The 26,738-nt window shown below is 54.2% G+C and carries 15 protein-coding genes; 7 read left to right on the forward strand and 8 right to left on the reverse strand.

Annotated elements, in window-relative coordinates:
- Positions 1 to 60 precede the first annotated feature (60 nt).
- Positions 61 to 2,025: a hypothetical protein gene (locus tag P4G45_RS02115; RefSeq protein ID WP_348268051.1), complete on the reverse strand. Its 1,965-nt coding sequence runs from the start codon at positions 2,023 to 2,025 to the stop codon at positions 61 to 63.
- Positions 2,026 to 2,126: 101 nt separating this feature from the next.
- Positions 2,127 to 2,912, reverse strand: a complete 786-nt coding sequence (locus P4G45_RS02120; protein WP_348268052.1) for a glycosyltransferase family 2 protein — start codon at positions 2,910 to 2,912, stop codon at positions 2,127 to 2,129.
- Between the two features lie 533 nt (positions 2,913 to 3,445).
- Here P4G45_RS02120 and galE point away from each other — a divergent pair.
- Complete coding sequence (gene galE, locus P4G45_RS02125) at positions 3,446 to 4,537, forward strand: UDP-glucose 4-epimerase GalE (protein WP_348268053.1); 1,092 nt, start codon at positions 3,446 to 3,448, stop codon at positions 4,535 to 4,537.
- A 138-nt stretch (positions 4,538 to 4,675) separates the two neighbouring features.
- Here the strand turns inward: galE and P4G45_RS02130 are convergent, their stop codons facing one another.
- A complete protein-coding gene (locus P4G45_RS02130; RefSeq protein ID WP_373695292.1) occupies positions 4,676 to 4,996 on the reverse strand; it encodes a substrate-binding domain-containing protein in 321 nt (106 codons plus the stop codon).
- Positions 4,997 to 5,063: 67 nt separating this feature from the next.
- On the opposite strand from P4G45_RS02130, the gene P4G45_RS16940 reads away from it, so the two are divergent.
- The 4 genes from P4G45_RS16940 (at position 5,064) to P4G45_RS02140 (ending at position 10,399) form a co-directional block, all read left to right on the forward strand.
- The gene (locus tag P4G45_RS16940) at positions 5,064 to 5,228 is read left to right on the forward strand and encodes an EamA family transporter (protein ID WP_373695293.1); all 165 of its coding nucleotides are present in this window, start codon (positions 5,064 to 5,066) and stop codon (positions 5,226 to 5,228) included.
- 54 nt (positions 5,229 to 5,282) lie between these two features.
- Positions 5,283 to 5,624, forward strand: a complete 342-nt coding sequence (locus tag P4G45_RS16945; protein ID WP_373694141.1) for an EamA family transporter — start codon at positions 5,283 to 5,285, stop codon at positions 5,622 to 5,624.
- 212 nt (positions 5,625 to 5,836) lie between these two features.
- Positions 5,837 to 8,425, forward strand: a complete 2,589-nt coding sequence (locus P4G45_RS02135) for a glycoside hydrolase family 3 C-terminal domain-containing protein (RefSeq protein WP_348268054.1) — start codon at positions 5,837 to 5,839, stop codon at positions 8,423 to 8,425.
- A 111-nt stretch (positions 8,426 to 8,536) separates the two neighbouring features.
- On the forward strand, positions 8,537 to 10,399 hold the full coding sequence (locus P4G45_RS02140) for a beta-L-arabinofuranosidase domain-containing protein (RefSeq protein WP_348268055.1): 1,863 nt from the start codon (positions 8,537 to 8,539) through the stop codon (positions 10,397 to 10,399).
- A gap of 536 nt (positions 10,400 to 10,935) precedes the next feature.
- Here the strand turns inward: P4G45_RS02140 and P4G45_RS16950 are convergent.
- The gene (locus P4G45_RS16950) at positions 10,936 to 12,087 is read right to left on the reverse strand and encodes an AGE family epimerase/isomerase (protein WP_373694142.1); all 1,152 of its coding nucleotides are present in this window, start codon (positions 12,085 to 12,087) and stop codon (positions 10,936 to 10,938) included.
- 532 nt (positions 12,088 to 12,619) lie between these two features.
- Here P4G45_RS16950 and P4G45_RS02145 point away from each other — a divergent pair.
- Positions 12,620 to 15,025, forward strand: a complete 2,406-nt coding sequence (locus P4G45_RS02145; RefSeq protein ID WP_348268056.1) for a glycoside hydrolase family 38 C-terminal domain-containing protein — start codon at positions 12,620 to 12,622, stop codon at positions 15,023 to 15,025.
- 10 nt (positions 15,026 to 15,035) lie between these two features.
- A complete protein-coding gene (locus P4G45_RS02150; RefSeq protein ID WP_348268057.1) occupies positions 15,036 to 16,034 on the forward strand; it encodes an ROK family protein in 999 nt (332 codons plus the stop codon).
- A 93-nt stretch (positions 16,035 to 16,127) separates the two neighbouring features.
- Here P4G45_RS02150 and P4G45_RS02155 read toward each other — a convergent pair whose 3' ends face one another.
- The 4 genes from P4G45_RS02155 to P4G45_RS02170 form a co-directional block, all read right to left on the reverse strand.
- A complete protein-coding gene (locus tag P4G45_RS02155; protein ID WP_348268058.1) occupies positions 16,128 to 17,501 on the reverse strand; it encodes a sugar porter family MFS transporter in 1,374 nt (457 codons plus the stop codon).
- A 256-nt stretch (positions 17,502 to 17,757) separates the two neighbouring features.
- Positions 17,758 to 21,222 (reverse strand): glycoside hydrolase family 38 C-terminal domain-containing protein, encoded by a 3,465-nt coding sequence (locus P4G45_RS02160; RefSeq protein WP_348268059.1) that lies wholly within the window; start codon positions 21,220 to 21,222, stop codon positions 17,758 to 17,760.
- A gap of 123 nt (positions 21,223 to 21,345) precedes the next feature.
- Positions 21,346 to 24,813 (reverse strand): carboxypeptidase regulatory-like domain-containing protein, encoded by a 3,468-nt coding sequence (locus tag P4G45_RS02165; protein ID WP_348268060.1) that lies wholly within the window; start codon positions 24,811 to 24,813, stop codon positions 21,346 to 21,348.
- 810 nt (positions 24,814 to 25,623) lie between these two features.
- On the reverse strand, positions 25,624 to 26,679 hold the full coding sequence (locus P4G45_RS02170; protein WP_348268061.1) for a LacI family DNA-binding transcriptional regulator: 1,056 nt from the start codon (positions 26,677 to 26,679) through the stop codon (positions 25,624 to 25,626).
- Between the last annotated feature and the right edge of the window lie 59 nt (positions 26,680 to 26,738).

The following is a 26,738-nucleotide window of genomic DNA, read 5'->3' on the forward strand; positions in this document are numbered from 1 at the left end:
TGAGGTTTTCTGCATCTCCTTCGAAATCTGCCGAAGGGAGCGTTGCGTGAGACCGCTTATTCAGCGCACGAACCGAAATTTGAGGCTTTCGTTCGTGTCCGAGGGATGCCATCGGGAGAGATACACAGCTGTATCTGCTCGGGAAAGGATGACAGCGTCGGCTCCCCGTAACCGGGTGGCATAGTTCGCGTGAATACCACTGTGCGCCGCCGGTCCAACGAATCGATACTTTAACACCACGCGCCAATCCGGCCACGAGTTTATAGCGAAGCCTCTCGTCACAAGCTCCATGGAGGAGTTCGAAAATACTGATGGGAGATTGCGGTGATGCGCAGCCAAAAGCTCTCTTCCAAAGGGAGGAAGCGGCTCAATCTCCTGTGTCACGTCAGGTGATACCGATTTCAGCATCGTTTCGCGATAATCCCGCGTGCGCAGCAATGTCGACCATGTCTCTGCAGCTTCCGGCGACAGCCGCAAGCCATCCAATAGGGCGGCAGTCCGAACGTTTTCCGGTGTGAGTAAACCACTATTGACGGAAGCGCCGCGGTCGATATAAATGATGTTGCCCCTATATGAATCCAGATACGACCTTCGGATTGGTGTGATGTCCTGGACAGGAAGCCCTGAATAGAATGTCAGAACTAAATGATCATTTGGAGCCGCGTAGAGTTTTGTTGTGCAATCCATAGGCATGCTCTTTAACTGGTCGAGCACGACAGCATCCGCTTTCCAGTCACCGGACGAAAACCCCTCGTGGAAATTCAGCCTGTGGCCCGTCACGAAGAAAATCACGAACAAGACCAAGGGAGCCAGCAGTACAGAACACCGCGGTGTCAGGGCACGGGCGATGGCCCCAGAGCACACGGACGCGAGGAGGAACAGCGGTCCCCAGTAACTCAGGTTTAACCTACTTGTGTCGAAACTTACGGCGGGCACGAATGCGACAAACGTCACGTATCCACAGATGCCCCATCCCCCAAGAAACAGCAGGACCGGCCCGAGTTGTCTTGCGGGGGCGGACACACGTTCAGAAGCCCGCGGCTTCATCAAAGCGATCCAGGCGGTCAGCAACGCGATTAAGATGCCGACTACCGCCGAGAACACGTGAACAGGAGGATATCGCCAAAAGTCGCCGGGAAGATTCAATAGCGGCCACGCACGAGGGATGTGCCCCTGTTGTCGGTAGAACCCCGTTGCGATGAACCACGGCAGCGTTCCTGCGGCCACAAGTCCGGTGAAAATGAGCAGTTTGCGTACGCCTGCTTCATGACGGCGGGCGATCAGGGGGGTTAGCAACAGACAAAAGAGCCCCGCCGCAAAGAAACTTAGCAGATGTGTGTAAAAGAGCAGCACAAATGCGAAGGCCGTAAGATAAACGTGTTTCCACTTGCCGTTCTTCACGAATAGCCACAGCGAAACAACGCATGCCGTCGTGAGGGCAACCTCGGCAGAGTAATAGCGGGCTTGGCGGGAGATGGCAAGATGATACGGGTAAATAGATCCCACAATCAGTCCTGCCCAGGCTGCGTCGGCACCATAGAGCAGCCTCCCTCCGACAAAAGCCACCCCGAGAAACAACACTCCAAAAAGAACCGCGGGTAATCGCGCCGCCTCGGTACGGCGCATGCGTTCACTTAAATCATGCTTTACCAAACATGTCCCATTTGCTTCATCCGGAGTAATTCCGTGAAGTAAAAACGATCCCGCTATGGCGTACAACGGAAGCCAGCCGTGATAAATGGCGACATGCTTGTCTGAGTAACTCAGATCGCGAAATTCGTACTCCGCGTTCCCGGGCCACGGTTGGATCAGAGTGTTCTCATAGATTGGAATGCCAAGATATGTATCTGTCGGATAGCCGTTTTTGACAATCGTCAGCGCATTGATCGAAGACTCGGCTTCATCCACCCAAAACGGTCGATCATTCAGATAAAGCATGCGAATGGCGAAAGATGCGACCAGCACGAGAGTGACCAGCGAAGCTTCGATAGTCCGTCTCTTTCGAGTTGAAGGGTCTTTTGCCATACTCAAATACTCATTACTCTCCTTTGCGGGTTGGGCCCCCGACGGATGCGAACGATTCTCCACTTCGGTTTGTCGCCTGCGGAAGTGGACCTCGACGAAGCTCACTTTCGGAAGCTGCAAAGATACAGAGAGACGGCGAATGTGAGCGTTCCCGCCGCGAGAAGGGCTATCAGGCGGATGGGGCGATAGATAACAGCGGTTTTGGTAATAATCCCCAAGAAACGGAGGCCGTCTCGGCCAGCCTTCAACTTGGAATCGCCCACACGCTCGTAATAGGGCATATCAATTTCCACAAGATTAATGCGAGCTCCGCGATCGAGCAGCGCACGTGCACTCATCGCCGGTGTGAAGTGCAGACCGCTGGGTAGGGGACGCAATCGGTTATAGGCCTCTCTCCGCACAATGCGCATGCCGCTGGCAGTGTCGCGAATGCGACGTCCGGAGAGCAGACTAAGCAGACCGGCGAAAATCAGATTGCCGGTCTGTCTGAGCAGTGGCATTTGGGTGCCGGCGGTCAGCCGGCATCCGAGTACGACGTCAGCGTGTTCGTTCCACAAAGATCGCGCGAGGCTGGCGAAAAACCTGGGATCGCAGGTGCCGTCAGCATCCAGAAAGGCGAGAAGGTCAGCATCCGATTGTTGCCATGCTTCTTGAATGGCCGCCCCATATCCCCGATTTTTTTTGAATACGATGAGTTGAACATCCGGAGCGTGTCGGCGAGCCAACTCGACTGTCCGATCTGTAGAGCCGTCGCTAATGACTGTGATGGCGACCTCTGTAATCGGCGTGTTGCCGATAATCTCGTCCCGCGCGTCGAGACAGCGCTTGATTATGTCTTCGATGCTCGCTTCTTCGTTCAGAGCTGGAATAGCGATGAGTAGCTTCATTGGATTACATCCATGCGCAAACTCTTGCACGCAGATAACCAAAAGCAAATAAAAATTCCGTTGATCCGGCAGGCTCCTTCATCAGTAGGACCGAGAACCAGACGGTTGGGCGGAAAGTTATGTACTGAGAAGCAGAGTAATTGCCTCCCATCGCAAAAAACTATGCAAACTATGCAAAAAAATGGGACTCCCATACCATGGACCGTCAAAGTTAGCCTCGATTTGAAAATAGATCTCTGAAAAAGCGGTCCTTAGTTTGGTCTTCCATTTGCTTTCAAAGGAGCACAAGAGTCAAGCAACGTACAGGGTGACGCCTCGCATGGTCACCTTCGGGTAGTTGCGATTCTGACGGTGGCTCGGTATTTGGTCGATCAGCATCAAGACCGCGCCGTCCACTCAGTGGAGCACCATGCTACCCCCAGCAACACTCTGACCCGGCGAGGCGGTCATCATTCCGCAGGAGAGAACATGAACAACTTGGGCTGTACTCGTATATTGCGGCTGGACTTAAACCAGAATTCCGTGAGTTTGTTGTGAGAGTCCTGTTGGTAGGGGGAGCCGGATACATAGGATCCCATGTTGCCCTGCGCCTTAGCGAGCGTGGCTTTGTCCCAGTCATTTACGACAACTTCAGCACTGGCCACCGGCGGTTCGTAGATCAATTTGAAGTCATTCAGGGCGAAATGGCCGATTGCGAATGTCTGCGTCACGCCCTTAAGAATATCGACGCCGTGATTCATTTTGCGGCCAAAGCCTATGTCGGCGAATCCATTCTCAAACCCAGGGAATACTACACAACCAACATGACCGACGCCTTAACTCTGCTCAATGCAACAGTAGACGCAGGAATAAGGAAATTTATCTTTTCTTCCAGCTGCGCCGTGTACGGAGTACCGGAGCAGCTGCCTATCCGAGAAACAACCCCAAGAATTCCAATCAATCCATATGGACAGACCAAGGCGGCTTTTGAAGATGCCTTGAGAAGCTATTCGGCAGCGTACGGCCTTAGATTTGTTGCTCTTCGATACTTCAATGCGGCTGGTGCAGACGAGTCGGGAACGCTGGGGGAAATGCGATCGACGGAAACCCACCTCATCCCACTCGTTTTGAAAGCAGCGTTACGGCGCTCCCAACAAGTGAACATTTTTGGGAATGACTATACGACCCCCGATGGCACTTGTATTCGTGACTATATCCACGTCAACGATCTCGCGTCTGCGCACGTCAGCGCTCTAGAGTTGTTGTTTAACGAAGGGGAGTCTGATGTTTTCAATCTAGGAACTGGGGTTGGATTTTCTGTTTTGGAAGTTATTGCGGCAGCGGAAAAAGTATCCTCCTTGCGTGTTCCACGGGCGATTCTCCCCAGGCGCACTGGCGATCCACCAATACTCGTTTGCGATGGAGAGCATGCGCGAAGGAAGCTTCATTGGTCCCCTCAACGTGGTTTGATTGAGATACTTAGAACCGCATGGAAGTGGCAGATTGCCAATCAGGCCGACGATCTGCTCTCAACCCCACTTCGGCAGTCCAGTGCCCAACATCGCCCCTTAAGCATCTACCACGCTCAGGATGCCTATCAATCGGCCGGACGGCAGTCCGTTAGTGATAAAGGTGCGAGTCGCTAGACCGAATTTCGTCTATCAATCTGCCCTTTACCTTCGGGACACCATCGATATCTATGTTTACTTGCTGTGTCGCGCTCCAGGGAGATGTTTCTCTCTCTTATCTCTGGATTATTCTCCAGATGTTTTATGAAACGCACTTTAGCGATTGAATGCCCGCAACTTGCCTTTTCGTGCAATGCCCCTGGACTTACGCACGACTAATTCGGTCTCCAAGGTATATCCCGCACCCTTATGGCGCTTGAGTTTGAGCATCTTTTCCAGGGCGACGAAAGCTTTTATCCCGAGTTGTTCGCGAGGTGCGTTTATCGTCGTGAGTGGCGGCCGCGCCAGAAAGGCGAAGGAGATATTGTCAATGCCCAGGATGGATATATCCTCAGGTACTCTGACGCCAGCTTCCTCAAGAGCGTTCATCGCCCCCATCGCAATGAGATCGCTGCCACAGAAAATAACAGCGGGCATTTCTTTTGCAGCGAGTACTCGCGTACAGCCGAAGCGCCAGCATCCACACGATAGTCACTGTTTGTGATTGGAAACGGCGTCATGCCTCTTTCAGTTAGTCACGGTCGCGACCGCTCTCTATCCCATGATTGCCGTGGTTCTCGCAGTCGTACTTCTTCGTGAGCGGTTTCGATTGGTTCAGGTAATTGGGCTGGGATTTGCCGTAGCTGCGATTGTGGTTTTCTCGCTATAGGAGTGTAGAGATGCATGTTCCACCTTGGTTTTGGTTTGGTCTAGTTACGCTCTTATGTTGGGGTATCGCCGGGTTACTACAAAAGCTCTCGACGAACCACATCTCCGCAGAGTCTTCTCTAATTTGGCTTGTGGTCGGCTTCCTGTTATTCGAGCCTTTTTTTATCCCGGTAAATCCGTATTCGCCTACTCTGCTGAGAATCTTACCTGGGCGCTCTTGAGCGGTGTATTAAATGCACTGGGTGCCTGGGCGCTCTTTGCCGCTTTGAAGAGTGGCGGTAAAGCATCTATTGTTGTCCCGGTTACTGCGTTGTACCCTCTGGTGGTCATCGCACTCGTTCCTTTCATCTTGAAGGAATCGATTACGACTTTCCAGCGCCGCCTTATCTCCAAGTAGTCGGATGTTGGCGAATCAATGAATGGACTGGTATTTCTATGCAAGGTCTTTATTTAGCCTAAGCAATCCAGGTTTTACTCATATCGTACGAGGCTAGGTACGATCCGTAGGAAGTCAACGATATTTCAACGAAAGAATGTCGAGGTATGTTCGTGATGAAAAAGCAATGGTTCGCAGGGTGTTTGTTCCTGGCAATTTCGAGTGTTGCTTCAATGGCGCAAGCTGTTCCTGCGGACTATGGGAACGATGCCCGGATCGACGCCCTGCTGCACAAGTTGACTCTCGAAGAGAAGATGAATCTCATTCGCGGCGAACGCGAAAATCCTGCGACCTATCAGGGCCAAGCAGGATTTCTTCCAGGAGTGCCGAGGCTTCATATACCGTCGCTACGATTCTCCGATGGCCCCCCGGGAGTGTTGACGCGCGTTCCTGCACAGGCTGAGACCGCGACAATGGGCGTCGCTGCCACCTTCAGCATAAAAGATGTGGAAGCAAATGGTGTTGTTATTGGACGTCAGGCGCGGTCGCTTGGGATAGATGTTGTGCTGCAGCCCTTCATCAACATGGACCGCGACATTACCTTTGAACGTGGCTACAACACTTTCGGGGAAGATCCTCTGTTGACGGGAGCGATGGGCGCTGCAGAGATTCGTGGAATTCAGTCTCAAGACGTCATGGCACAAGCAAAGCACTATCTTGCTTACGACTCTAATTCATACAACATGTTCGTCGATCAGCAGACCCTGCACGAGGTCTATGCCGCACCATTTGCAGACGCGGTGAAAGCAGGAGTGTCTTCCATAATGTGTTCGTATAACCGCATCAATGGATCATTCGCGTGCGGCAATGCAGACATCCTAAAGACTTTGTTAAAGGGACAACTCGGCTTTAAAGGCTTTGTTACATCAGATTGGGGAGCAGTCCACAGCGCCTCCTTTATCAACAATGGATTGGACATTGAGATGCCCGGCTTTAATGGCTTCTTCGAAACGGGTCCGGAGAGAAAAACCCTACATCGGAAGCCGAACGATGGGGCCATGGGCGGCATGGAGGTAGGGACGATCCCGGAGGAACCACCCGCAGTAGACCATTCAGGAGCGTTTCCAAAAGATTCAGACCACATGAAAATGCGTGATGCTTTGAAGGACGGCTCCGTCACAGAGGCTACGATCACAACTGCAGCGCGCCGTGTCCTCTATGAAATGGATAGGTTTGGATATCTGGATGGCCATCAGAAGCATACGATCACACCACAGGACATCGAGAAGAATGCATCGGTCATTCGTCAGACGGCGGAGGATGCGGCGGTTCTATTAAAGAACGATCATGCACTTCCATTGAAAGCCACTGAGTTGCAATCAGTGGCACTCATCGGTCCCGGAGCCGGCCAGGTCGCTGCAATCGGTGTTTTCGGCGAGCGGTCAGGAGGTTTAACCGAAAGGCAGATCGGGCCGTTGGACGCGTTGAGGAAGCTTGCGCCTGGTGCACATATAAGCTACTCCGTGGATGACGATATGACCGGTGTTCCCATCGAAGCATCAATGCTCTCGCATGATGGAAAGCCAGGCTTGTTGCGTACGGACGGTACGGGAACCACGACAGTCGATCCGCAACTCGACTTCACCAATAGCAACCATAAAGCGCTCGCTGCGAATGGAACCTTCACTTGGAAAGGCACTTTAACGGTACCCAGCGAAGGTGTGTATTGGATTTATCTTCAGGCACTCGGAGCAAGGGCGGCTTTGCAGATTGATGGAAAGGGAGTCGGTCGAACTGGGGCAAATCAGGGTGATGTCCACGGAGACATTCAACAAGCTACACAAGACAACATCTTTCCTACAACGGATGGACTTGACAACGTACGCCGAACAGTTCGATTGACTGCTGGATCGCATGACATTAAGGTCGAGGCTAGTGGCGACACGTCAGACAATCCAGAGCAGGTGCGGCTCAATTGGCTCACACCCGAACGGCGACTCCACGACCATCAAGCTGCTATTGAGATTGCAAAGAAGGTTCATACACCAATAGTGTTTCTATGGACGCGCGGCGAACCGAACTTCGGGTTACCAGGCGACCAGGACAAACTCGTCGAGGAGATCGCAGCGGTGAATCCCAATACGATCGTGGTTCTAAATGTAAGCCAGCCAATCGCCATGCCATGGCTCAGCAAAGTGAAGGCCGTGCTACAGATGTGGTGGCCAGGAGACGAGGGTGGTTGGGCGACTGCGGACATTCTGCTCGGGAAAGTGAATCCTGCTGGTCGGCTGCCTTTTACGTGGGCTAAAAAGATCGAAGATTACCCAGCGACAGATCCTGCTTATCCTGAGCGTTCGGCCAAAGGCGTCGCCGGCAAGACCACCTTCTCCGAAGGAGTGGATGTTGGCTATCGTTGGTTCGATAAGCAGAAGATCGAGCCTCTTTTTCCGTTTGGCTATGGTCTGTCCTACAGCACCTTTAACTATTCGGATCTAAAGGTAGCCAAAGCCGCGGATGGTGGGCTCGATGTCTCGGTGCGGGTCAAAAACGTCGGTCCTCTGAAGGGCGATGAAGTCCCTCAAGTGTATTTGGACGCCCCTTTGCAGCGTCCGGAAGGAGTTCAATTTGCCCCTAAGACGCTTGCTGCTTTTGAGCGTGTCACGCTTGGCGTTGGCGAAACCGAAGAAGTCAGAATGCATGTTGCGCCTCGTAGCCTCGAGTACTGGTCCGTCGCCGAGAATCGCTGGGTCCGATCAGGGGAGAGGCGGGTACGTGTCGGTGGATCGTCAAGGGACCTGAAGCTCGAATCGGTCGCGAAGTAAGGTGACGTTTGGTCGCCGAGCGCGGGGGAAATTGAGCCTCTTTTGGATTTCAGGTTTTTAGAGAACGTGAAGGATAGATAATGTTGCCATGGTCGAAAGGATTTGGTTCCAATGATTACTGATAGGCAAAGAACGGTAGGGATCTCGCGCAGACGCTTTTTTCAGACAGGTTCGCTGGCGGTTGCGGCTATTGCGGCACGAAGCCGTTCAGGCTGGGCTGCAGAGCTTCCACTGGGAACGCCACTTGCAGAGTTTGGCTATGGCGATGTCTCGATGGCTAGCGAGGCGCACGAATCGCAGCTAATGAACACGCATTCGGTGCTGATGGCACTGAGTGAGGATAGTCTGCTGAAACCGTTTCGGCAGATGTCCGGCATGCCTGCGCCCGGTGAAGACCTGGGTGGTTGGTACACTTACGACCCGAACTACGACTATCGTACGGGCTTCGATAAAGGGTTTGCTCCTGGTTGCACGTTTGGGCAATGGATATCGGCTCTCACACGTGTCTATGCCATTACGGGAGAGGAGGCGACACGCCAGAAGGTGCTGCGGCTTAATCGTCTTTACGCCGAAACCATTACCCCGAACCTCTTCGACAAGAATCGTTTCCCGGCGTATACCTACGACAAACTCTTGCTCGGGCTGCTCGATTCGCACGTTTACGTGAAGGACCCGCAGGCGCTCACAATTCTGGAGAAGACAACCGACACAGCGCTTCCGCGGATGCCGGGGCATGCGGTTGAACACGACCAACCGTGGCGCACGGATAAAGACCCTCATGACGCCTCATGGACCTGGGACGAATCGTATACCAATTCCGAGAACATGTTTCTCGCTTACCAGCGCGGTGCTGGGCGGCGGTATTATGATTTGGGTCTGCAGTATCTGGACGACAAGACGTGGTTCGATCCCTTGTCGCGCAATGAAAATGTCCTTGGTGGAAGACATGCGTACAGCTATGTTAATTCGCTGAGTTCAGCGATGATGGCGTATCTGGTAGCCGGTAGTCAGAAGCATCTGCACGCGGCGCGCAATGCATTCGCCATGCTGCAAGAGCAAAGTTTTGCAACTGGAGGATGGGGTCCGGACGAGCAGTTGCGCGTGCCGGGCAGCAACGACGTTTACAACAGTCTGACCAATACGCACCATAGTTTTGAAACTCCATGCGGTTCCTATGCGCATTTCAAATTGACACGCTATCTGATGCGTGTAACACGAGATGTTCGATACGGTGACAGTATGGAGCGCATGATGTACAACACCGTTCTTGGCGCACTGCCATTGCAGGAAAATGGCAAGAACTTTTACTACGCGGATTACAACTTTGATGCCAATCGGGAGTACAAGGAAGCGCATTGGGCGTGCTGCTCCGGTACGCTGCCGCAGGTGGCCGCAGATTACCGGATCAACATGTATTTTCGCGCGCCGGAGGCTGTGTATGTAAACCTCTATGTGCCTTCGACGCTGCGATGGAGCGAAAACGGGGCTGCACTGTCGCTGACCCAGGAAGGTGAATACCCGTATGAGGATAGAATTGCCTTCACGTTGACCAGCTCTCAACCCACAGAACTCACGCTTCACTTTCGCATTCCTGAATGGGCGGAGGGAGCGCAGATTTTCTTGAACGGAACACGGCAGAAGGAGCTCGCGATCCCGCGACAGTTTGCTGCGATTCGGCGCGAATGGAAGACGGGGGACCGCGTGGAACTGGAACTGCCGCTTAGGATGCGGCTCGAAACCATAGACGCGAAGTACCCCGATACGGTGGCACTGCTCCGCGGCCCCCTCGTCCTGATGGCAGTGAAAAGGGAACACGCGGCTCCGTTGCCGAAGATTACGAGGGAGCAGCTATTGGCGGCGAAGCGCGTAAGCGAACGGCAGTGGGAGGTGGCTTCATCCAACGGGCCAGTGAGTCTGATGCCGTTTACGTGGTTGGGTTCGCGGCCGTACACGACGTACTTGAAGGTGAGTTGACGGACCATTGGCACGAGCAGCGGACACAAACAGCAAACAACGAGACCGAAGAGGTCAACCGTCACCAACCCGACAAAATCGGATTGGAATGGGAGGACATCGACTTGAAGGAGGCAGAGATCACAATTGTCAGATCAATGGTTGATCAAGTCGAAGGTCCGCCAAAAGACTCTAGCCTCACGGCGTCCAATTCCGATGTCTCTCGAACTTGCATCCTCCCTCAATAACTGGAGAAACTAGACCAGTTATGCCAATACGAACGATTGGGTATTCGCCAGTCCTTCACCTCTCGGCGGAAACCATACTGACCGGATGCCGTCTTAAAAGGCATGTCTTGCCAGCAGCAAAAAAGGGCATGAATCGCGAAGCGGATGGGCTGGCACAGCTAGGCTGCAAAATTAGAAACGCGACTCTCGACACCAAGCGTTGATCGTGCAAATTGCGGTCAGACAAGACTACGATTGAAAAATCCCTCCTCCCCTTCGCTAAAAACGAAGGATGATGAGGCAAACTCGTGGCTTGATCATATGACTTGTTCAAGTGGGATCGGAATCGCTAGATAGCCGAGAACCATAGTGATCTTCACACTCAGAGAAGGCGCATACGAGATGGTAGAAACTACTAGAAGGTATGTAATCTACCAACAATTGGTCGTCAATGGTGAGTAGATCATTCCATCCACCAGGGTAAGCCGATCTAAGAAAAGTCTGGTAAAGAATGGTCAGCCACCTGTCGACGGAGGCATATCCATCGGTGGCTTTCCCGGAAAGCCCGGCTTTAATGGCCTCAGTATGAGGCCAAAGCCGAATGAACGGATCAATTACCACGCCGTCATCTCGAACCGCGCTCCACAACCCTCCTTTTTGAGAGCGTCCGTATATCGTAGCGGTGCTCCTCAATGCCTCAATACACGGAGATAAGGCGCAATCGAAGATTTGGCTGTATCTACTAAGGAGCCAAATCCACTCATAATGGTGTCCGGGTTCGAAAAGGCGTCCCCTATCCCCCTCGACAGGCAGCCAGTTAGACCTAAAGTATTCTGTGAGGATCCCTGTTGATGGTTGAAAGAGACGCGTCTCGAGAAGAGAAACCACCTTTTTACTTCGCAACCTGTAGTCATTCTTCGGTGCTACTACGTATAGCGCCAGAAGAGCTTCTAGGAGGTGCATGTGCGGATTTTGCCGAAGTTCAGACTGTGAAGAGTTGGGCAGACTGGATACATAACCTCCGCAACTACTCGCCATCGACGAATCCATAAAGCGCAGCGTATCGTCAGCCAGAACTAGGTAAAAGTCATCACCAGTGGATTCAAATGCAGCCGCTAGTCCGAGAAGCACAAAAGAGTGAGCATATAGGTCTCGAGTAGGATCAACGACAAGACCAGAATTATCGACCGACATGACCCAACCCGGACGACCATCGGCCTCGTAATAGTCCCGCACCATCGAGCGCGAAGCTCTAGCCACGAGATCACCTGCGCCAATCATCCAATTGTTTCGCTCGGCAGTCGCGTAAGAGTAAATTTGTCGCGCTTGCACCATTAGACGACGGGGCATATCACGAATCGGAGCCCCCTGGAGGCTCAGTCTCTCGTGGAATACGCTGCGGTCCTGATCAAAGCCGACTTGAGACCACAGTGGAAGCGCCGTATCGGTCAGCCATAGACGAGCGGTCGACCACGGGGTCATGTCCCTAGCTCTTATCGTAATCTTGTCTTTCACCTTGCGCCCCCCATGGACAGAATGTAATTGTGGTCTGGGCGAAAGAATAACTGCAACGCCAACAGTTTAGTCTCCTCGCGTCAGCTCTTTTTTGAAATTGATACCAATATCAAATGTGTTCCACGATGCACCGCTTGCGGCAGCCATGTCAAGAAGAATGGCAAAGAGTTTTATGCTGTCATCAATGATGAATACATAAAGGGAAGGTCTCCGCTTCAGTATTCTCTTGACATTGGCCAAAGCGAGAAGTTAAAGTCCGATTGACATGTTTGGAACCGATACCAATTCAAGCCGCCTATCTATCTTGACTGTACGCCGCACCTCTCCAGTGCGTGCTTTTACTTTGCAGCACTGGAAGGAACGCGCCCTCCGCTTTCTCCGCCCCGTATCCGCTGTGGGCCTGTTCAGTGTGCTCATATGCACCCCTTCCCTTGCACAGAATGCAACGACGCCAACACCAACGGAATGGGCACCGGAAGCGTCGCACCTTCGGTTGCACATGATTGGCAATTCGCATGTGGACGCGCCGTGGCTATGGCCTTTGTCCGAGGCGACGGCGGTTGTGCATAGCACCTTCCGTTCCGCCCTGGAGCGCATGAAGGAAGATCCAGAACTGACCATGACCACCAGTTCTTCGCAGTTTTATGAGTGGGTGGAGACGACGGATCCTGCCATGCTGGCGGAGATCAAGGCGCATGTGAAGTCCGGACGCTGGGATGTTGTCGGCGGATGGTGGGTCGAGCCGGATGTGAATGTACCGAACGGAGAATCGCTGATCCGTCAGGGCCTCTATGGTCAGCGTACCTTGGAGCGTATTTTCGGACGCCACGCGAATGTCGGTTATAACCCGGACTCCTTTGGCCACAATGGCAACATGCCGCAGATCCTGAAGCTGGAGGAGATGCCGTATTACGCATTCATGCGGCCCAACGCGCTTGAAAAGCCGGGCATTACGCAGAATTTGTTTCAGTGGCAGGGAATTGACGGAACACGCGCGCTCACGTATCGGATTCCCCTGTGGTATCACGACAATGCCGATGTACACGACCACATGGTGCCAACGGTAAAGGCACTTGCCGGCCAGCCGCAAAATACCTTCATGGAGTTTTTTGGCATCGGTGATCACGGGGGTGGCCCTACGAAGGCAAATTTGCAATCCATTCGTCAGATCCAGAAGGAGCCGGGCGCTCCGCACATCTTCTATTCAACCCCGGACAAGTACTTTGCGGAGGTCAGGTCAAAGCTTCCTGCGGGTATCCAAGTGTACAGCGGCGATCTGCAACATCATTCTGTGGGTACCTACACCGCTGGTTCCCAGATCAAGAAACTAAACCGTTCGACGGAAGCTGCCCTGCAAACGGCAGAGAAGTTTGCTGCGCTGGGCGCGGTCTCCTGGGGCGCACCGTATCCGAAGAATGATTTTGCGACGGCCTGGAAGCGCGTTCTGCTGCTCCAGTTCCATGACAGCATGGCGGCAACCACAATTCCGGAGCACGAAGACACTGCGCGCGATGGTTACGGACGGGCACGCGACATCGCTACGGACGCGCTCTATGCGTCGGTGCAACGTCTGGCATGGCAGGTGCCGACCGTGGATCCGGACTCGCAGTACATCGTCGTCTTCAACCCCCATGCATGGAATGCAAAGCTAAACGTGGAATACGATCTCGCCTGGAAGGATCAAACTCCCACCCGCGTGGAAGATGAGACCGGCAAGGCGGTCCCATTCCAGTGGATTCCAGCAACATCCGTGATCAACGGTCGTCAGCGGCTGGTCGCCACTGTGGATATGCCACCCATGGGCTACCGTCAGCTGCGGGTTCGCAAGCCTGCTGCGGAAGACATTCCTCTTGCTGTGAATGCGCCCAAAGTTACGGAAAACACACTGGAGAACGAGCACCTCCGTCTCAGCGTGGCACCTTCCGGCACTATCAGCCTGTTCGATAAAGATGCGAACCGTGAAGTCTTTGCAGACGCGAATAACGGACTACGCGCCGTAGTGCTGGATGACAACAACGACACCTGGGCGCATCAGGTACATGTCTATGACAAGGAAGTGGGCTCCTTCCAGCGGAAGGACCTCCGCATTCTCGAAAGCGGTCCGCTTCGTTCGCGGCTGCGGCAGACGCTGACCTATAACAACTCCACGCTTCGGTTGGATTTTATTCTGTATGCGGGCTCGCGGAATGTTGAGGTTCGCGCAACGCTGGATTGGCATGAGCATCTGAAGCTGCTCAGGTTTTCTTTCCCGGTGAATGTATCGAACCCGGATGCAACCTATGAAACGGCATACGGCGCCATTCATCGCGACAATCGCGGAGAAGAAGATCCCGGACAGCGCTGGATCGATGTTTCCGGACAGGGCGATGGCAAGCTCTATGGCTTTAGTGTGATCAATGACGCGAAGTATGGCTACAGCGTCCGCGGAAACGATCTAAATGTTTCCATTGCTCGCTCCGCAGTCTATGCAAACCATGAACCGCGTCAGCTGATTCCGGGAACGGACTACACCTGGATGGATCAGGGCGAGCAGTCCTTCCGCATGCTGCTGGTGCCGCACAGTGGATCATGGCAGCAGGCTGGTGTGGTTCGATCCGCAGAAGAACTGGTGGCAGAGGCTCCGATCATGTACCAGGGTATACACCCCGGTACGCGCCCCGGCGCCGCAAGCTTCCTTTCCGTCGATGCTTCTGACATTGTCGTGGAAGCCGTGAAGCAATCTGAAGATGGCGATGACCTGATCGTGCGCTCGTATGAGACGGATGGTCATGCCTCTCGCGCGACGCTGCAATTTCCCGCGCTAAAGAAGAGCTGGACCGGGGAATATCATCCGTACGAGATCAAGACTCTTCGTCTTAATCCACATACCGGAGCGATGAAAGAGGTTGACGCGCTTGAGCGGTGAAGCTGGGCACTTGTGCGCAAACATCGATACCCAGCAAACCCGTAAGACGGGGTTGCTGGGTATCGACATCGGAGGGACTAAGACCGCCATCGTTCTTTCGGCATCTCCTCCTAATGTGCTCTGGCGCGAGGAGTTTGAAACTCTGCCCGCTTTGGGTGCGGAACATGCAGTGCGAAGGATCTTGACTCTGGCGCGTCGCGGGGTAGAGGAGACCGGCTGCATCTCAGCGGCAATTGGAGTGAGTTGCGGAGGTCCTCTTGACCGCGTACGCGGCATCATTCAGAGGCCGCCAAACCTGCCCACATGGGATGACATCCCCATCAAAGATATTCTGGAACAGGAATTCGGTGTGCCCTGTTTCGTGGAAAATGATGCGAATGCGGGAGCGGTTGCAGAGAACCGGTTCGGCGCAGGGAAAGGCTGTCGGCACATGGTGTTTCTTACCATGGGAACAGGGCTTGGCGCCGGCCTCATCCTGAACGGTCAGATCTTTCATGGCGCAAATGCCATGGCGGGAGAGATCGGACATGTCCGGCTTACCGACTCCGGGCCGATGGGGTATGGCAAAACCGGGTCAGTCGAGGGCTGGGCCTCCGGTGGAGGCATGGCACAACACGCAGCCTCGTCTGTTCAGGAGGCGTTGCAGGCCGGAAAGTTCACCATGTTGGCAGAAGCGCTTCCGGATATTACAGCTCGCGATGTGGGACAGGCCCTGCTAGCAGGCGATTCTGTCGCAGCGCAGATCGTGCGTCGCACGGGATGGCGGCTGGGGGAAGCCCTTGCCATTCTTGTGGATGTTCTGAATCCCCAGCGAATTGTGATTGGAGGCCTGGCGCTCCGGTTTGGCGAGGCGCTGCTGGAACCTGCGCGGCAGCGGATGAGGGAAGAAGCGCTTGCCGACACGGCTGCCGTATGTGAGATTGTTTCGGCGGCGCTTGGGGAACGCATTGGCGATGTGGCCGCGTTGTGTGTAGCGATGGGCCTGCACACCAATCCGGATGCAGCATAAAGCAAAAGCCGGATTGGTGTGCGGGAAATGACGCGCTTCGTGCGTTTGAGCTTCGCTTAGACACGATCGACGGTGGATGAGAGAGTGCTTCGCTCAACAGGATGCCGAGCGAACTTCTGTGACAGGCTCGCGGCTATCTGGACTCTCCAGACGTTGTTGCAACTGTTCCAAGGTAGCCCCCTTGGTTTCAGGATAGACAAACAGCACCACGAAGAATTGCAATGCGCACATGGTCGCGAAAAAGTAGAAAGGAGTAGCCCGTGAGTAGTGCGCCACCACCCATGGAAACAGTCCGCTCACAATGGCATTCATCACCCAATGCGAGCCGCTACCAAGACTCTGTCCCTTGGAACGAACCAACGTGGGGAAGACTTCGGCGATGTAAACCCAGATGACCGCTCCCTGGGAAAGCGCGAAAAATCCGATGAATGCTACAAGGAGCCACACAATCCATGTGGGATGCATGCCAGAGTGGAAGAGAAGTGCGACTCCTAGAAGGCAGGAGAATGTTCCCACGGAGCCGATCAGAAGAAGCGTTTTGCGTCCCAGTTTATCGATGAGTGCCATGGCGATGAAGGTAGCAACCAGGTTCGAAAGCCCGATGAAGATTGATTGCGAGAAGGACGAGACCCGGCTCAGTCCTGCGGCAGAGAAGATGTCATTTGCGTAGTACAGGATCGCGTTGATGCCAGAGAGTTGATTGAACAATCCGATGCTGACGGCCAGAAAGATGGGCAGTCGCAGCGAGCGGGTGAATAATGGAGCCGCTGCCTCCTGTCGCTCGTGCCGGATGGACGAGCGGATATCTTCCAATTCCCGTTGAGGGTCTGCAGATCCCATCTGACGGATGACGCTTAACGCGTCCTCCAGGCTGTTTTGAGTGATGAGGAAGCGTGAACTCTGCGGAATGGTGAACAGCATGAAAAAGAAAAGCACCGCCGGTACAAGGGCAACGCCCAGTTCCCATCGCCATTCCGTTGCACCTAGATTGAGCGTAGCGATGTACCAGTTCGAGATGTACGCAACGAGGATGCCAATGACAATGTTGATCTGGAAGGCTCCCACGAGGCGGCCCCGCCACTCCGCAGGCGCAAGTTCCGCGATATAAACAGGGCCCAGAACGCTGGAGCCGCCGATGGCCACTCCTCCAACGAAGCGGGCAATCATCAATGCAGGCCAGCTCCATGCGAAGGCACAACCAAGTGCGGAGACAACGTAGAGTACAGCCAGCACGCGCAGCACGTTGCGTCCGCCAAAACGCTGTCCTACCGGACCGGCAGCAATGCATCCCAACACTGTACCCCACAGAGCGATGGAGACCGTGAGTCCCAGAGTCTCCGGTGTGAGATGAAAAACTCGCTGTAATTGCCCGGTGGTTCCCGAGATCACTACCGTATCAAAGCCGAAGAGCAAACCGCCCAGCGCACCCACTACGGTGCTTCGTAAAAGTTTTCCGGTAATCTGCACGAAAGTGTCTCCATTTCAGTTATTTTGGAATTGATTCCAGATTGGGGCAAACAGTGTAGCGCGTTAATCATGCGTCTGGCTAAATTTATCTCTGCACATGGCCGGTATGCGTTTCGGCCCCATGCAGACTTTTATCTACCATGCTGTGTACTGGGGCCACCGATGTTCCTGTCAAGGTGATCAGCGCATGGCCAGTTTGCCATCGGTATAAACGAGAAGGCGGATGCCATTTGCATCCACCTTCTTTCTTGCTGTTTTACTTGCCTTCTTGTTGTGGGTTTATCTCATGCCATGCGTGGCTGCCGCGTGATGGATAAACAAGACGCAGAGTATTGATGGAGTAAGGACTCGCGTCGAAGTCGACCTCGTTGCCATGCAGGACCACCCGCGCGCTGGAGTCGGTAACGGATTGTTCCATCAGGTTGGTTTCCACTGCTTGTGTGGCACCGGCAGGCACGGTGATCTTTGCGCGTGTCTTTTCCCCGGCCCATTCGTAGAAGCGAAGGATCAGGCTATCGTCGTCTTCGCTCTTCTTGATTGCTGTCATAACAAGATTATGAGACGCGATGCGGACGAGGGAATGATTCGCAGGAAGATCGCCAGTATGCGAATCGGTCTGAGAAGCCTTCATTGGATAGTTGAACTCGTAAGCACGCAAAACGGTGTCTGCCTGCTTCCATGAAGCGGCGTGTGGATAAAGAGAGTAACTGAAGTGGTGATGACCACGATCAGCCGTGGGATCGGGATAAAGCGGCGCACGTAGCATCGATAAGCGAAGCGTGTTACCAAGCGCGTCGTAGCCATACTTGGAATCGTTGATAAGGCTGAAGCCGTGCTCGTTGTCGCCTAGGTCGGCCCAGCGCTGTGCAGGCACTTCAAAGCGGGCGGCATCGATCGGATTATCGCGAGTCGTGGGGCGTTCAATGCTGCCATACGGAATCTCGTAGGTTGCTGTTGAGCTGGTTGCGGTAAGTGGGAAGCTGGCTTTGAGCAGGATGTGGGTTTCGTGCCAATCGATGTCGTTCACCACATCCACACGCGGCGTATTGGCGTAAAGAGTAATGTCCTGTACGAAGGTGGATTGGCTCCAGTGACGTGTGATGCGGATAACCTCGCGTAGCGGACCATGTTCGACGGTTTCGAGGCCGGTGAATTGGGTGATGTCAGTTTCCTGCTTGCTGTATTCCTTATCGATGTTCCATGCATCTTCCACGCGGATGCTATCGAGATTGGCTTCAGTGAGGCTGCGACCCGTGTCAACGAAAGTTTCCAGCTGGTTACCGCATTGGCCAGGCGCGATGCTCTCGAACTTCGCGTCCTTGCGATAGAGACTGGTGATACATCCCGTTTTGGGATCAAGCGTAACGCGCAGGAAGCTGTTCTCAAGCGTTGTGCCATGCATGGTGAGATCGCTTACAACATCGCGCCGGCCCGGAACAGCGTGCAATACGGTATATCCAATCGCAGGCACACTCTTCGGCTTCAGCAGCAAATGATAGGTATTGGTTGGCATATCGTGCGACAGCATCTGCATGGGTACAGGCTGGCCGCTGGCATCAAGCACTGTGATGCCGTTGGGCGTTGCTTGCGGCATCTGCACCGCTGCGGTGACTGTGTCGGAGCGATCCCAGCTCAAGCTGTTCCACACGATGATAGGAACACCAGGCTGTGCCGCGGTGTTGATATGACTTTGCAATTCGCGCAATGCGTTGCCCGTAGCCTCGTTGGCAATGCGATGCACTTCATCGTAATCGTGCTGCGCATCTTTGTAGGCCGCAGCGATTGCCGTTCCTGAAGCAACATCATGGAATTCGTTGAATGCCTTTTTCTTCCATGCCTGGGTAAAAGAGTCCCCCGGATAGCTGAGGCCGCCGAGCCATGCAAGAGAGGAATACTTTTCTGCATCAAGCAGCCACTGGTCGCTGTGCCGCATGTTCGCTTTCTGTGTGCTCTGGGTGGTGTAGGTGCCCCGATGGTGTTCGAGATAAATTTCATCGTTCCACACGGGCAAGCCAATTTTGCCTGCGGCTGGTGCCGGAAGCTGAGTGCTGCCTTTGGCAAGCGTTTTGTAATTCCACACGGGCAGGGCGGTAGTGGAGATGTGCGAGATCATGTCGTCGAAGAAAGCCTGTGAGGTGCGGAACTCGACTCGCGGATAGATACGGTTCGTGTTGGACCAGAGAATGCCATTTTGAACGGCTGTGCGGGCATCGTAGAGATTAAGGCGGCCAAGGCTGGGACCATAAACATGCATGAGTTCCTGCTGGCCAGGATTGAGCTGATTGGCGACGGCAACATCGTTTGCCATTTCGATGACTTCGGTATCCTGCACGATATCGTGTGGGAAGTAAGAGAGCACCCGGCTGCCATCCGGTGAATGCCACCAGAAGAGTTTGAGAGGAAGCTGATTGGTATCGTTGTAGCGAAGCTTCTGCGTCACAAAGTAGTCGATGCCGGATTTCTTATAGATCTGAGGAAGCTGCCAGTTGTAGCCGAAGGAGTCGACATTCCAGCCGATCTTGACGTTGAAGTTAAATTTCTTCTTGAAGTACTGCTTGCCTAGCAAAAGCTGACGGACCTGCGACTCTCCGTCGGTCATGTTCAGATCGGGTTCCACCCACATGCCTCCAACTGGCTCCCATCGCCCTTCTTTGACACGCTGTTGAATCTCGGCGAAGAGAGCAGGGAACTTCTGTTCCATCCACTCGTAGTACTGCGCACTGGATTGGGAGAAGATGTACTGCGGATATTCATGCATCATCTCAATCGCGTTGGCGAAGGTGAAGTGGACCTGGTCGACACCTTCCGAGGCGGTCCAAAGCCACGCGGCATCAATATGCGCATCGCCAGTGAGTTGGATAAGGAACTTCTTGAGTAGTGGCCGAAGTGGCTCCAACTCGTTTTGTGCCTCGTTCAGTGAGGCATCGAAGGCGGCTTGATCGTTGCGGTCAAGCGCCCTGAGGTTGACAGCAGTCGCAGCGGAATCAAGAAGCTTCTCCTGCGCTGCGCGTTGATTAGGATCTGTGATGAGGACCGGAAGAATCTGCGCAGCGGAAGCAAGCTCAGCGGCAAGCGCAGTGGGGTCAGGGCGATTGGCCCGGAAGTTGACATGGATGAAAGCGCCTTCAAAGTGCTTGATCTCAGTACTGGGCGGCATCTTCACGGCTATCAGAATTTTGTCGCCGGGTTTTGCATCCTCGATCAGCGTGCGCGGTCCAATGTATGTTCCCTCCGTGTCGAGATAGCCGTTGTAGTAGATCATCTCGTAGAGATAGCCGCGGCCCGGACCGTAGCCTCCGACGTCAACTTTAAGGGTAATGCGTGTGCCGGTGAGGTCATACCCATCGAGTGTCTTGGGGACTTCGATCCAGCGGCGCAGCCAGATCTCTTCCTTGGGTGCGGTGAAGGGGAGATGGACTGTCTTCCAATTGGAGGTGTCGAGGTTAGGACGTTCCCCGTGTTCGATAGGACCCTCATGGTATTGCCAGTCACGCGCGTCCAGGGAGGCAAACGAGGACAGGCGCTGAACCACCGCTTGTCCCTGAGGAGAGAGCTGGTAGGCTGACGCGACGTTCGACTGCGCGAGCTGCGGCCTGGTGAGAGTTGCAAGAAGGGCTAAGAGGGCAAGAAGGCGCGGCGTGAAATACATGTTGAGCGATCCACCTATTGCTTTGGGGGTAAGTTGAAGCATCGGGCTGCTCGTCATCAGCAGTGACTGCATGATGCACTCAGTGCCCATGGAATGGCAAAAGGGGCGGAGAAGCCATCGGCCCTTACCGCCCCTCTGGTTACGGAGGCCCACAACACCTGTGGTTGCAGGTGCCGCGGGGTTTTGGTTTGTGGTTTAAAACTCAGCCTTGAGAGAGAACTGAACAAATCGCGGCAGGTTGCTTTGGTCGCTTACACCCAGGATTCTTCCAAAGTTGGCGCTGTTCACGTCAGAGGTTGGGCCGTTGAAGAACTGTGGTGAGTTGAATGCGTTGATGAAATCCGTCCGGAAGACCGCATTCACCCGCTCGGCAACACGAATATTCCTGGCCAACGAGATATCCGAGTTGTGCACACCTGGCAGACGAACACTGGCCAGGCGCGTCTTCCATGTCTGCAGTTGATATGCCTGGCGGACTGTCCAGACAGGCGTATCACCGGATTGGCAATACTGTGTTGCACCGCTGGCTAGCTGAGTGCAATTGTTGAACCACCGGGCCAGAGTTGGATGGGCCAACCTGGGATTGCCCGTTGGAACGGAGTTTGTACTGTTGGTCAGGTCGAGCGGCATACCTGCCTGCAGACGCGTCAGAGAGCTGACATCCCATCCACTGATCGCCCAGCGAACAGGCGCTGCAAGATGCGATCCAAACGCGCGTCCCGTACCGAAGGGCAACTGCCAAAGAAGGCTGATCTGCATATTGCGCGGAACGTCCCAGGCTGCGATGACCTTCTGCAATCCTGTGTCTTGCGGGTTGGAGTAGAGCTTCTGATCCAGCTGCTTGGACAACGTGTATTGCACGGTGAAGTCCAGTCCGTAGGATAAGCGCTTTTGCAGAACGAACTGGCCGGCATCGTAGCTGGATGTTCCGATCGGAATGAACATTTCGGTGATGCCGCTGGTCCCGGTGATAGTGCCAACCAGGAACTGCGGATAGGGAGCAAGAAGCTGTTGCCTCTGAACTGTTTTGTTGTTCAGGGCCGTTCCGGGTAGCAGACCAGCGAACGGATTCGCCACGCTCTGCGTCAAGTAGGTCGCGCCAAATCCAACTGCGCTCAAAGGAACCGCGTTGATCTGGTGCGAGACAGGAAGACGCCCGAAGCGGGCTCCTACATACGACATGGTCAGCAGGAAATCCTTCGGGAACTGATGCTGAACTCCAAAGGAGAACTGTTGCACCGTGGGAGCTTTGCCGTTAGGACTTGCAAACGAAAAGCTCTGTCCCAGGTATGTCTTCAGTCCATTGGACGCATACGATGGCGACTGGACACTGCTGTTGGGGAACGGATCGGTCAGAGTGTTATAGGGAATCCCGGATTGAACCGAGGTCACCATGTTGGTCGTGTAGCTGAAGCCAGGTGCTTCTCCCGGATCGTTCATAGCCTGTCCATAGAGGAGTCCATATCCACCATGAAACACAGTGCTGTGACCTAGTTGATAGGAAGCGCCAAAACGCGGTCCCAGGTTACCCCATCTCTGGTTCGTGATGCCGCGCTGCTGACCATTCACGCCGGCAAACAGCAGGCCGCCATAGAGCGTCTGTCCTGTGACGGCAAGAGGATTGACGACGGTGGGATCAAAGGTCGCCAATCCGTTAAATCTATCGGTAATGGTTCCCAGATAATCCCAGCGGATTCCCAAATTCAACGTCAGGTTCTTCCTTACACGAATGTCGTTCTGGAGATACAAAGATGTCATCTTCATCTGACGTGTCGGGTAGCTGTTCTTATCGATCGTGCCCGTCTGTGGCGTGCCAAGCAGGAAGGATGCAAGGGCATTGCCGGATGTGGAACTGACGGACAGAGGAGTGGCACCGGTAAACGTCTGATCAAAAACAAATTTGCCAGAGCTGGCGCCAGGACTTTGTACGTTGTTTCGCAGCAAGCGAAGGTCAACTCCTGCACTCAAGTTGTTCGTCCCCGCGGATTTCGCAAGGGACGCACCAACGGTGTAGTTATAGCTCGTTGTCGTGTTTGCCGGAACTGCGCCTGCTCCGTTGTAGTTGGCCCAAGTGAACTGCGGAAACACGTTCGCCGACTGCCCTACATAGTCCGATGCGAAACCGAGGGCGCTGGGACCGGTCGTGGTGTCCTGTGTGGGGATGCTCGCTGTCTTGTAGCGTTCAAGGCCAACACGTGCATTCAGCACGGTGGTCGGGTTCAGAACTCGGGTAAGCTGTACCGTCCCGTTATGATTTTCGCGCGTGAAGGGATTGTTTGAAGTTGTATCTGCGGCGTTCAGCGTAGAAGTCGTCGAATAGCGGAAACCGCGTGCTTCCTGTAGCGCGTTGCGTGAGTATCGTCCGAAGATACGCGTAGCCGGGTTGATTGCATAATCAACCCGAATCATATGCTCCGGGAAAAAGTCTGTAAATTTGCGATTGTTAGGACCGTTGGTCAGATTGTTCAGCCCGGTAATGGGAATATTCTTCACATTGCCTGCCGGAAGCATCGCCAGTACTTTCAAGGCAATTGGATTCATCGGGTAGCTAAGATTCTTGAGGTTGTTGCCTGGAACCGCTTTGCGCCGCAACACACCGTTTGTATCGGTGTATGTGGAGTATGGATCATAAATGACTTGCAGGCTGCCATTCGCGTTATAGGTCTGAGAAAAGTCTCCGACCTTCTGAAGGTCTGTCGGAACAGAAACGATGAAGGGATCCGGGATCACCTGCCGAAGATCCTCGTACGTGTACATGGCGAAGAGCTTGTTCTTAATGATCGGCCCGCTGAGGCTGAAACCGAACGTGTTTACATGGGATGAGGAGCGCGGGGTGTGGGTGTAATTGTTATTGAATGAATTGGCATTTAGAACGGTGTTCTGAAAGTACTCCCAGGCAGAACCATGAATCTCGTTGGTACCGCTTTTAGACAGCATGTTGATGACACCGCCAAGCGTCCAGCCATATGCTGCATCGTAGTTGGTGGTTTGTACACGTACCTCGCTCGTGGCTTCCTGCGTCGGGATGTAAGAGGCCGTGGACGCGTTCTGGAGTGAGCTCATACCATCCACCAGAATTTCATTCGTGCCATTGGGCGATCCGTTGATCGACGTTCCAGAGGTGCCCGCGGTGTCGAAGGCACGCAGTCGCGTGTCGGCAGTGGTGACAACGACGCCGGGAACGGAAAAGACGGCCGAGATCGGGTTGTGGCCCTGCGTCGGAAGAGACAGCAGCTTCTGTTGGCCCAGTTCCGTTGACTGCGTGGCTGTCTCGGTTTCAAGCTGTGCCGTTGCTGCCGTTACAGTCACGTTTTCGTTCACACTGCCAGGAGTGAGAGAGAAGTCAAGCGTCGCGTGTTGTGCAACCTCAACATGAACTCCGTTCCGGATGCTCGTGTCAAACGAGGGCTGCTGCACGATGATGGAGTATTGGCCAGGATCAAGAGAACTGACGTGATAGTAACCATCCGGACCAGAGACGCTGGTCGTGGATACTCCTGTCTGCACATTGCGAATGGTGATTTTGGCGGCGGCCAAGGCAGCCCCTGTGCCGTCCGTTACCTGTCCATCGAGTGTTGCCTGGGTTCCCTGGGCAAAGAGCGGAACCGCACAAAGGAATATAAGTGACGCTAGACCTGGGAGAGTCCACCTACGAAAATTCATTTAAACCTCCAGTAAAGTTGTGCGCGTAAGAAGTTTTTGCTTATAAAGCTGTGGGAATTGCTGTCGATAACTTCATCTGCGAGTTTGAGCTGTTGACTGCCTTGCTAAAGCTGACAAAAACTGGTGCCCCCCATCGCAGGCGGACGCCGTTCCGTGTGACGCGTGTTCTGTGAGGGACGGCGTTTGGCAGCGACACAACTGTGGCAATGGACTGGATGTATTCATCACGGAAGTGCATAAGGGCAGACCTCAGGAGCTGCATTCTCAGAGCCTTGGTTCTTTTTTTGGAATCGGTACCAATATTGGATATGATCCACGATGCTCCCCTTTGCACAAGCATGTCAAGAAAAAATGGCAGAGAATTTCGCCACTACACTTGATGGCCAATGAACGCAGGTCTCAGCTTTAGTATTTGATTGACCTAGCGGGAGAGACCGGCGGGCTCCCGCTAGGTCCCTAATGGATGGAACCCATACCAGTTTGCGGGGCGTCAGCCGGACGCTGTCCGCTCGGGCCGGGATGTATCCCCGCACTGCCCCACCACAGTGCAATGAGACGGTGAGCCCCAAAGGCTCTGCTGTGCGAATCAAAACTTACTGTAACGGACTGGTCATTTCCGAGATCACCGTCGTATCGCAGCTGAAGAACGAGCCTCCAGCGGATCACTACGGCGCCGCGTGAGTGCTATCCGGTCATCCGCACGGAAGGGGGTCTATCTTGCAGCCATTTTGGAATTGGTCCCAAACAGGGGCAACAGTTTAGCACCTCAGTGATGCACCGGGCGAAATGTTCTCCTTACGGGACATCGCGTCAGCGCTTGCGAAGTGGCTCAACCTTTTTCCCGGAAGATTTTCGGGATTGCAAGAAAGGTTCGCGGCACGATCCGCGGACCACAAGCTCCACATTCATGGTGACAGTGCGGCGCTTTTCCCGGTAGGTTGCCATCGCTTCAAACAACATCTCCGCCGCTTTGGTTGCAATGCCCACCACGGGCTGTCGCACCACCGTGATGGGCGGTTCTAGTGTGTCCGCAAGGTCGAAATCATCGAACCCAAGGAGAGAGACCTTTTCAGGAATTGATACGCCCATCTCACGTAGAACTTTGTACGCGTGAATGGTGAGAGCATTCTTGATGCAGAAGATGCCATCGACGTTTTCACGTCCGGAAAGGTGCCGCCGGAGTACATTGCGAACGCCTTCTAGATCGTTCACTTCCAGTTCCGCGATGTAGGGAAGACCGGCTGCTTTCATCACATCGCGATATCCGCGCACCCGTCTTTGGCTGGTGAAGAGTTTGCTGTCGCCCGCGAGGCAGAGGATTCGCCTGCATCCGCTGTGCAGCAAATGTTCCGTGGCCATCTTCGCTCCTCCATGGTTATCGATGAGCACGGTCGACGCGGCATTGCCGGGAAAGGGCCGGTCAAAGCACACAACCGGGAACCCTGCATGCTTGAGAAGATCGGCATCCGCAGCGTCACTCGGTGCGAGGAGGAGGCCGTCTACACGGCGCTGGATGAGGGTCACCATGTGTTCGCTCTCGCGTTCCGGCAGATTATCGCTGGAGGCCAGCAGCACGAGTGTACCGTGGGCGCGCGCCACCTCCTGAACCGCTGCCGCGGTCACCGCAAAAAAAGGGTCGGCTACGCTTGGGACAATCAGCCCGATGGTTTTGGTGCGTGCGCCTTTCAGGCTGCGGGCAGCTTCGCTTGGATGATAGCCGAGCTCGTCAATGGACTTCTGGACCCGGTCTAGCATCTTTCGGCTGACGTTCTGGCCGCCGTTGATTACACGGGAGACGGTGGCCGCTCCGACGCCGGCGTGGCGCGCCACATCCAGTAGGGCCGGAACACTGCGTCTCTTGATCACCAGAAATTTCCTCTCTGCAGATGGCTGGTTTGCGTTTCTGCCATATGCAGATCTCTATC

This window comes from Edaphobacter paludis (assembly GCF_039993895.1).
Classification (GTDB): domain Bacteria; phylum Acidobacteriota; class Terriglobia; order Terriglobales; family Acidobacteriaceae; genus Edaphobacter; species Edaphobacter paludis.